General features: G+C 57.4%; 6 protein-coding genes and 4 tRNA genes. 9 read left to right on the top strand and 1 reads right to left on the bottom strand.

Going from position 1 to position 6,207, the window contains the following annotated elements:
* The first annotated feature begins 140 nt into the window (after positions 1 to 140).
* The 3 genes from DWV20_RS01845 to proC all read left to right on the top strand — a co-directional run bounded on the left by DWV20_RS01845 (position 141) and on the right by proC (position 2,400).
* The gene (locus DWV20_RS01845) at positions 141 to 1,079 is read left to right on the top strand and encodes an SPFH domain-containing protein (RefSeq protein WP_118256237.1); all 939 of its coding nucleotides are present in this window, start codon (positions 141 to 143) and stop codon (positions 1,077 to 1,079) included.
* 6 nt (positions 1,080 to 1,085) lie between these two features.
* A complete protein-coding gene (rlmH, locus tag DWV20_RS01840; protein WP_118256236.1) occupies positions 1,086 to 1,556 on the top strand; it encodes a 23S rRNA (pseudouridine(1915)-N(3))-methyltransferase RlmH in 471 nt (156 codons plus the stop codon).
* A 73-nt stretch (positions 1,557 to 1,629) separates the two neighbouring features.
* Positions 1,630 to 2,400 (top strand): pyrroline-5-carboxylate reductase, encoded by a 771-nt coding sequence (proC, locus tag DWV20_RS01835; protein ID WP_118256235.1) that lies wholly within the window; start codon positions 1,630 to 1,632, stop codon positions 2,398 to 2,400.
* A gap of 156 nt (positions 2,401 to 2,556) precedes the next feature.
* On the opposite strand, the gene DWV20_RS09970 is transcribed toward proC, so the two are convergent.
* Complete coding sequence (locus DWV20_RS09970; RefSeq protein WP_006235069.1) at positions 2,557 to 2,730, bottom strand: DUF6724 family protein; 174 nt, start codon at positions 2,728 to 2,730, stop codon at positions 2,557 to 2,559.
* A 111-nt stretch (positions 2,731 to 2,841) separates the two neighbouring features.
* Between DWV20_RS09970 and serS the strand changes: the two genes are divergently transcribed.
* From serS to DWV20_RS01805, 6 genes are all read left to right on the top strand, one after another.
* On the top strand, positions 2,842 to 4,125 hold the full coding sequence (gene serS / locus DWV20_RS01830; protein ID WP_118256234.1) for a serine--tRNA ligase: 1,284 nt from the start codon (positions 2,842 to 2,844) through the stop codon (positions 4,123 to 4,125).
* A gap of 173 nt (positions 4,126 to 4,298) precedes the next feature.
* Complete coding sequence (locus DWV20_RS01825; RefSeq protein ID WP_118256233.1) at positions 4,299 to 4,676, top strand: hypothetical protein; 378 nt, start codon at positions 4,299 to 4,301, stop codon at positions 4,674 to 4,676.
* A gap of 77 nt (positions 4,677 to 4,753) precedes the next feature.
* Positions 4,754 to 4,827: transfer RNA gene (locus DWV20_RS01820), tRNA-Arg, on the top strand.
* A gap of 166 nt (positions 4,828 to 4,993) precedes the next feature.
* Positions 4,994 to 5,070 (top strand) — tRNA-Arg (locus tag DWV20_RS01815).
* A 352-nt stretch (positions 5,071 to 5,422) separates the two neighbouring features.
* Positions 5,423 to 5,499: transfer RNA gene (locus DWV20_RS01810), tRNA-Arg, on the top strand.
* Positions 5,500 to 5,847: 348 nt separating this feature from the next.
* Positions 5,848 to 5,924: transfer RNA gene (locus DWV20_RS01805), tRNA-Arg, on the top strand.
* The last annotated feature ends 283 nt before the right edge of the window (positions 5,925 to 6,207 follow it).

The raw sequence follows: 6,207 nt of genomic DNA, 5'->3' as shown, positions 1-6,207 counted from the left end.
GATGAATGTGGGAGGTGTTCGGATAAAGTCGATAATCAAGGATATTTGGCCTTTTTTGACCACGGGTCCTCTTGTTGGTGCCACACAGCTGCTTCGTGCGGGTATCCTAGTCCCAACGTGTGCCTATCAGAGGAGAAACCATGCTGTTGTCCGGTATCATCGCTGCCCTTACGAGCCTTCTACTTCCCATCATCATCCTGTTGCTGCTGCTTCCCAACGCCTGCTATGTCGTTGAACAGCAGCATGCCGTGATCATCGAGCGCCTGGGCAAGTTCAATCGCATCGTCAATGCGGGCTTCCACATGAAGGTACCCGTGATCGACCGCAAGGCCGCCACGGTGAGTCTGCGCACCATGAAAAACGGTTTTGGCATCGACGTTAAGACCCAGGACAACGTGACTATCGGCCTTGAGGTCTCTGCTCAGTACCACGTGAGCTATGACATGGGCGCCGGCCCGGCAGATTCGGGTATCTACAAGAGCTACTACATGCTGCAGGAGCCCGTCGACCAGATGCGTGACTTCATCACCGACGCCCTGCGCTCTTCGATTCCCGTCTACACACTCGATGAGGTCTTTGCCAAGAAGGATGACATCGCCAAGGACGTTAATGCCACCGTGTCCGAGCAGATGGCCGCCTACGGCTTCACCCTCGTGTCGACGCTCATCACTAAAATCGCACTGCCGACCGAGGTCGAGAACTCCATGAACGACATCAACGCCGCCCAGCGCAAGCGCGCTGCGGCACAGGAGCTCGCTGAGGCAGACCGCATCAAGCGCGTCACCGAGGCGACCGCCGAGGCTGAGGCTATGGAAAAGGCGGGCGAGGGCATTGCCAACCAGCGCAAGGCCATCGCGCTGGGTATCAAAGATTCGCTCGAGATTATCCAGGAGACGGGTGTCGGCAACGACGAGGCCAACCAGCTGTTCATGTTTACGCAGTGGTCCGAGATGATGACGGAGTTTGCTCGCACGGGTAAAACCTCGACGGTCGTGCTGCCGAGCGATTTCTCGCAGTCGGCCTCGATGTTCGAGCAGATGCTGACCGCCGGCAAGGTTCAGAACGAGTCGAAGGAGTAGACGCGCGTGAAATACACCGTCGTTTGTGTTGGCAAGCTCAAAGAGCGCTTTTGGAAGGATGCCTGCGCTGAGTACACCAAGCGCCTAGGTGCCTATGCCAAGGTTGATATCCGCGAGGTGGCCGATATCGACCCGGCTAAGGCGGGCGGCGTGGATGCCGCGCGCGACAAGGAGGGGGCGGCGATTCTTGCTGCCTTGCCGTCTCGAGCGCATGTGATCCTGCTGGCCATTGAGGGCAAAGAGCGCTCGAGCGAGGAGTTTTCGGCGCGGATCGATGATCTTATGCTGCGTGGTAACAGCGACATCGCCTTTGTGATTGGCGGATCGGACGGCGTGAGCGATGACGTGCGCGCACGAGCCGACGAGATGCTCAGCTTTGGACGCATTACCTTGCCGCATAACTTGGCGCGCGTGGTGCTGCTAGAGCAGATTTACCGTGCCTGCAAGATCAGTCGTGGCGAGCCGTATCACAAATAGGTCGGCAATACGAAACAATGGCGTGGGACAATACCTTTCGTTTTGAAGAGCGTGTCTGAGAGGACTATGAGATATGAAGATTGGGTTTGTCGGTTTTGGCAATATGGCGAGCGCTATGGCTGATGGCTGGATCGCTGCCGGTGTAGCTGCGAGCGACATGTGCGCCTGTGCGGGTCGCTACGACGCACTGGTTGAGCGCTGTGAGGCGCGCGGGATGGCCGCTCGCCACGATGCCGCCGAGGTTGTCGCCGCATCCGATATCGTGGTCGCTGCGGTCAAACCGTACATGATCGAGAAGGTATTCGCCCCGCTCAAGGATGCTCTTGCCAAAAAGGTCGTTCTGTCGGTTGCCTGGACCTGGGACAGTGCCAAGTGGGAGCAGGTCCTGCCGGGCGTCGCGCATATCTCGACGGTGCCCAACACACCGGTTTCGGTGGGCGAGGGCGTCATCGCTTGCGAGAAGTCCTCTACGCTCAACGGCGAGCAGCGTGCTGTTGTGCTCGACCTGCTCGGTAAGCTTGGCGCTGTCGTCGAGCTCGATACGAGCCTGCTGTTTGTGGGCGGTACGGTGGGTGGTTGCGCTCCGGCATTTGTCGCTATGGCAATCGAGGCCCTGGGCGATGCGGCGGTCAAGCACGGTATCCCGCGTGCCGATGCCTATCGCATTGTGAGCCAGATGGTGCTGGGTACGGCAAAGCTGCAGCTTGCAACTGGCCAGCATCCTGCGGCGATGAAGGATGCCGTATGCTCGCCCGGTGGTGCCACCATCAAGGGCGTCGTTGCGCTCGAGGACGCCGGCATGCGCAGTGCCCTGGTCAAGGCAATCGACGCAACCCTCCAGTAAAACCTGCCATTTAGGGACAGGTTTATTTTGGCAGGTTTTTCCTGCTGTTTTGTCCTTTTAGCGAAAAGCGCCCCGCAACTGGCTCGATTCCAGTTGCGGGGCGCTTGCGTTTGCCCAGATAAAACCGACCGAAAAAACCTGTCCCTTTTTGGCAGATTAGTCCCAGAAGCTGTCTTCCTCATCCTCGGACTTGGGTCCGCGGTCGACGTACATCTTATGGGTGCGCTTCTCCATTACAAAGGCAAGAATCGCAAATAACAGGATGCCGCCGGCGAAAAGGATGGCAAAACCGGTGCGGGTGCCAAACAAAAAGGAAAAAACTGCGTCCATTGGGTGCCTTCTTGCGTAGTTGAGTTGGGTCGTAAACGCTCATAAGTATATACTTGCCCATACATGTACAAGGTTGCAACCTAAATGGAATGTATATCGCCGGAGGATCTAATGCTTGATATCAAGTTTGTTCGCGAGAACCCCGATGCCATCGATGTCGCCATGGCTAACCGTCAGACGTCTTGGGACCGCGAGAAGTTCTTTGAGCTCGACGACGAGCGCCGTGCCGTCATCACCGAGGTCGAGGAGCTCCAGGCCACACGCAACGCCGAGTCCAAGAAGATCGGCGCCCTGATGAAGGAGGGCAAGAAGGACGAGGCCGAGGCCGCCAAGGAGGCCGTGCGCGCCGTCAACGAGAAGATTGACGGTCTGGCCGAGCGCCGCACTGCTCTCGAGCAGGAGCAGTACGACTTCATGGCTCACCTGCCCAACATTCCTTGCGAGGCCACGCCGTACGGCAAGGACGAGGACGAGAACATCGAGCGCCGTCGTTGGGGTACCCCGCGCGAGTTCGACTTCGACTTTAAGCCGCACTGGGACCTGGGTACCGACCTCGACATTCTCGACTTTGAGCGCGGCAACAAGCTCTCCGGCAGCCGTTTCACCGTTCTCGGTGGCGCCGGCGCCCGCCTGGAGCGCGCCCTTATCAACTTCTTCCTCGATACTCACACCAGCCGTGGCTTTAAGGAGTGGTGGCCGCCTATCGTCGTCAAGCGTCAGACCATGTTCGGCACGGGCCAGCTGCCCAAGTTCGAGGACGACGCCTATCACGTCTCGGGCGACAACTTCCTGATTCCCACCGCCGAGGTCGTGCTCACCAACCTGCACGCCGGCGAAGTCCTCGATGCCGACACTCTGCCGCGCCGCTACACCGCCTTCACCCCCTGCTTCCGCGAGGAGGCCGGTTCCGCCGGTCGCGACACCCGCGGCATCATCCGTCAGCACGAGTTCGACAAGGTCGAGATGGTCAAGTTCGCTAAGCCGGAGGAGTCCGACGAGGAGCTCGAGAGCATGACCGCCGAGGCCGAGTACCTTCTGCAGCAGCTGGGCCTTCCGTATCGCGTGATTAGCCTATGCACCGGCGACTTGGGCTTCTCTGCCCGTCAGACCTACGACGTCGAGGTCTGGCTGCCGAGCTACAACGCCTACAAGGAGATCAGCTCCTGCTCCAACTGCGGTGACTTCCAGGCACGCCGCGCCAACATCAAGTATCGCGACCCCGAGATCTTCAAGGGTTCGCGCTACTTGCACACTCTCAACGGTTCCGGCCTGCCGGCCGGCCGCACCATGGCCGCCATTCTGGAGAACTACCAGAACGCCGACGGCACCATCACGATCCCCGAGGTCCTGCGTCCTTACATGGGCGGTCTCGAGAAGATCGAGCCGGTCGCGTAACTTGGCTGCATAGGGGATATACAAGGGCGCTCCCTCGGGGGCGCCCTATTTCGTGCGCAGGTCCATACCATGCCGTGCGGACAGCTCAATGGAAAATACACGAACAACTGTTCTGTATACAGCCATCTACCTGCTATGCTTTTGCTAAATAAGAGCGAGAGAAAGGGGACGCAATGGAGCTGTTTGATGATCGGGTGGTGTTGTTTGAGAGTGACGAGGGCGGGGAGTACCTGCTTGTAACGTGTGAGCCGTCTGACATGGGTGGCCTGGTGGTTCGGCAGACGAGTGAGGGTCCGTTGACCCAATGGTGCTTTGAGGAGTCGCCGCATGTGGTCGAGACCTTTGTGACGCACGAGGGGCTTGTGGCCCTGGAGCATTTCTATGGGGTCCGGACATCTAACCAGGTTGCTCGCATGTTGAGTATCTCGTTTGCCGATTATGATTGTGCCCAGCGGGTGAGATCGCTCCTGAGGGAACTTGATGCTAAGTTTGACGTGATCGAAAAACCAATCGATCGTACGGGGAACGGCGGTATATGCGGAGTAGCATGACAAAACTGCGTTCCACAAAAAAGTTTGAGATTGTGCTTGACTCCAATAAGCTAAAGTGGTTTTATATGTTATGCGCTGCGGCGTTACCTCAGCTGGATAGAGGGTCTGACTACGAATCAGAACGTCATAGGTTCGAATCCTATACGCCGCACCCATTGAACTTGAAGCCTCCGGCAACGGGGGCTTTTCTTTTATGCCGCCACCGCATAGATTCGAACCTCGGTCGAGGCGCGAGCGTCTTAATCATCACTTCGTAAAATTTTTCCAAATTGTCGCTTGACCCATCGAGGGGTCACGTGCATAATAATCCGTGCGTTGCGGCGTTACCTCAGCTGGATAGAGGGTCTGACTACGAATCAGAACGTCATAGGTTCGAATCCTATACGCCGCACCAATTGAACTTGAAGCCTCCGGCAACGGGGGCTTTTCTTTTATGGCAACACCGCATGGATTCGAACCTCGGTCGAGGCGCGGGCGTAAAGAAAACGCGGAGCGTTTTAGCCCGCGGGCGAGCGCGCCGGCAGGCGGGCGAAGCCGGTGCGGATCCGCGAAGCGGATGCGCGGAATCCTATACGCCGCACCAATTGAACTTGAAGCCTCCGGCAACGGGGGCTTTTCTTTTATGCCGCCACCGCATAGATTCGAACCTCGGTCGAGGCGCGAGCGTCTTAATCATCACTTCGTAAAATTTTTCCAAATTGTCGCTTGACCCATCGAGGGGTCACGTGCATAATAATCCGTGCGTTGCGGCGTTACCTCAGCTGGATAGAGGGTCTGACTACGAATCAGAACGTCATAGGTTCGAATCCTATACGCCGCACCAATTGACTTTAAAGCTCCCGGCAACGGAGGCTTTTCCTTTACGGGGACATTGCGGAGATTCGAACCTCGTTCGAGGCGCGAGCGTCAAGAAAACGCGGAGCGTTTTTAGCGAGCGGGCGAGTCCGCCGGCAGGCGGGCGAAGCCGGTGCGGATCCGCGCAGCGGATGCGCGGAATCCTATACGCCGCACCAATTGAGTTTTAAGCCTCCGGAAACGGGGGCTTTTCTTATATCGCGATGCGTCGAAGATCGCATCAAGGGGTCAAAATGAGTAAAAATCAAATTCAATAACTTTTTTTGAAAAAACGCTTGACCATTATTCAGTCGATGTGCATAATAATCAACAAGTCGCGGCGTTACCTCAGCTGGATAGAGGGTCTGACTACGAATCAGAACGTCATAGGTTCGAATCCTATACGCCGCACCATTTGAGATTAAAGCTCCCGGCAACGGGGGCTTTTCTTTTACGTAAACACCGCATGGATTCGAACCTCGGTCGAGGCGCGGGCGTAAAGAAAACGCGGAGCGTTTTTAGCCCGCGGGCGAGCACGCCGGCAGGCGGGCGAAGCCGGTGCGGATCCGCGCAGCGGATGCGCGGAATCCTATACGCCGCACCATTTGAGATTAAAGCTCCCGGCAACGGGGGCTTTTCTTTTACGTAAGCACTGCATGGATTCGAACCTCGGTCGAGGCGCGGGCGTAAAGCGGAC

This window comes from Collinsella sp. AF02-46-1 (genome assembly GCF_003465825.1).
GTDB lineage: Bacteria > Actinomycetota > Coriobacteriia > Coriobacteriales > Coriobacteriaceae > Collinsella.
The sequence above is the reverse complement of the archived record's forward strand: the minus strand, read 5'-3'. Positions and strand labels throughout refer to the sequence as shown.

Excerpts from the sequence above, each read along its gene's own strand:
- DWV20_RS01825 (WP_118256233.1), top strand. The coding sequence starts at position 4,299 with ATGGAGCTGTTTGATGATCGGGTGGTGTTGTTTGAGAGTGACGAGGGC.
- serS (WP_118256234.1), top strand. The coding sequence starts at position 2,842 with ATGCTTGATATCAAGTTTGTTCGCGAGAACCCCGATGCCATCGATGTC.
- proC (WP_118256235.1), top strand. The coding sequence starts at position 1,630 with ATGAAGATTGGGTTTGTCGGTTTTGGCAATATGGCGAGCGCTATGGCT.
- DWV20_RS09970 (WP_006235069.1), bottom strand. The coding sequence starts at position 2,730 with ATGGACGCAGTTTTTTCCTTTTTGTTTGGCACCCGCACCGGTTTTGCC.
- DWV20_RS01845 (WP_118256237.1), top strand. The coding sequence starts at position 141 with ATGCTGTTGTCCGGTATCATCGCTGCCCTTACGAGCCTTCTACTTCCC.